We start from the raw sequence: 2002 nt of genomic DNA on the forward strand, positions 1-2002 counted from the left end.
GGAGCGGGTTTTCAGAACACTGAAGAATTGCGCAAAGCAATTGAAGCTTTTGTTGCTGCATATGGACCTACAGCAAGACCATTTGCATGGCGCAAGAGGGAAGTCAAAGGTAGACAGCTTAGAAATACTATCGTAAACTTATGCAATTAAGTACTAGCTATCAGCTAAAGTGAGCTTCGCCCACAACCCAATAACAACTTGTTTTTTATTGCAGTTTCAAACCCGTAAGGTACTAATATGTCGATTTACGGAAGGGTTATTCTGTAGATCCCTCATTTCGTCTCATCCTGAATCCCTTTCCCCCCACTGTTCATGGAAAATACCTTCCCGGTCGATTCTTCGAAAAGCGTGAGCGCCGAAAAAATCCCGCTGGGCCTGGATGAGGCTGGAGGGGAGACGTTGTGAGCAAAATCCGTCCAGGTAGCCGAGGCTGGCCGAAAAAAGCGGGGCCGGTATGCCGGCATAGATAGCCGTAGCGACGACCTCGCGTAAAGGGTCGAGGGCCCGGGATATATCGTCGCGAAATTCCGGGCTGTGTATCAAGAGCGTGGTATTTTGAGAGGCGAAGGCACTTTGAAAGCGCTTAAGAAGCCGGGAGCGGATAATACATCCTCCCTTCCAGATCCGGGGAACCTCGGAAAGGGGTAAGCGGTAGGCAAACTCCCGGGACGCTTCGGCCAGAAGATGCATTCCTTCGGAAAATGCGGTTGTTTGGGCCAGAAACAGGGCATGACCGAGAGAGTCGATTAGCTTCGCCCGGGGCGGGAAGGTGAAAACGGGCGGTTGATAGATCGTAGTACCCATTTTTCGGAATCCAACGTAGGAAGACAGTGTCCGGGCCACGACCGACGCCGTAATGGCTGGGATGGGGACCCCCAGATCCAGGGCGGCCTGAGATGACCATTTGCCGGTTCCCTTCTGTTCAGCCTGGTCGGAAATGAGGTCGATCAGAGGTTGTCCCGTTTCCTGGTCCCGGTGTTTGAGGATTTTCCAGGTGATTTCCACCAGGTAGGAGCCCAGTGATTCCGTAGCATTCCACTCATGGAAAATGTCGCCTATTTCGCCAGCCGGTAGACCACACCCCCTGCTGAGGAGATCGTAACATTCGGCGATGGCCTGCATAAAAGCGTATTCGATACCATTGTGCACCATTTTCACAAAATGTCCGGCCGATTCGGGTCCCAGATAGGTGCAACACGGCCCGTCTTCAGCCTGAGCGGCGGATTTTTCCAATATATTTTGAACGGCTTCATAAGCATCCCGGTGGCCTCCAGGCATGATGGAGGGTCCAGAAAGAGCGCCTTCTTCACCGCCGCTGATACCGGTACCCAGGTAAAAGAGGCCGCGTCGCTCCGCTTCTAAGACACGGCGATTCGTATCGGTAAAGTGGGAATTCCCTCCATCGATAATCACGTCACCGGGACCAAGGAGACTGTAAAGCTTCTGGCAGAAAGTGTCCACCGCCTGACCTGCCTTGACCATCAGCATGACCCGGCGGGGTTTTTCGAGAGATTGGATGCACTCCTCCAGTGTTGAGGTGGGGCGAATCGGAACACCGTTGACCCTTTCCCGGAAAAAGCGCTCCGTGGTTTCCGTCGTCCGGTTGAACACGGTTACCGGGAACCCTTTTCCGGCTATATTCAACGCGAGGTTTTGCCCCATAACCGCCATCCCGATGATGGCAATCATTGATTTATTTGACATAACCGGTTCCTCCCCCTTGAAAATAAACCATAATTGGCGATGAGTAAACCTACATTCGGCTTCAGAATGTCTGTATTGTATCTTAAAAAATATGAAATATGAAATTGTTGTGTGGATTCCAGATGTGTCTATCGGCTGGCGGGGCTGGTTGCAACGAGGATGAAAAATTAGCAGTCAGAAGTTTACCTTTGATTTTGCTGCAAAAACTCACTTCAGCGAGGCCCCGTTGCCATCAGCAACGCCTCATCTGGCATTTTCTCGCACGCATCAGACCACGTCTGGTTACAGTGCTGCTGAA

General features: G+C 51.7%; 2 protein-coding genes. One reads left to right on the forward strand and one right to left on the reverse strand.

Going from position 1 to position 2002, the window contains the following annotated elements; all coding sequences use genetic code 11:
* Nucleotides 1-150, forward strand: a 150-nt coding sequence (locus VLH40_08945; GenBank protein HSV32128.1) for an IS630 family transposase, incomplete at its 5' end; no start/stop codon positions are given.
* A gap of 132 nt (nucleotides 151-282) precedes the next feature.
* On the opposite strand, the gene gndA is transcribed toward VLH40_08945, so the two are convergent.
* Nucleotides 283-1704, reverse strand: a complete 1422-nt coding sequence (gndA, locus tag VLH40_08950; GenBank protein ID HSV32129.1) for an NADP-dependent phosphogluconate dehydrogenase — start codon at nucleotides 1702-1704, stop codon at nucleotides 283-285.
* Nucleotides 1705-2002 lie beyond the last annotated feature (298 nt).

The organism is Atribacteraceae bacterium (genome assembly GCA_035477455.1).
Taxonomy (GTDB): domain Bacteria; phylum Atribacterota; class Atribacteria; order Atribacterales; family Atribacteraceae; genus DATIKP01.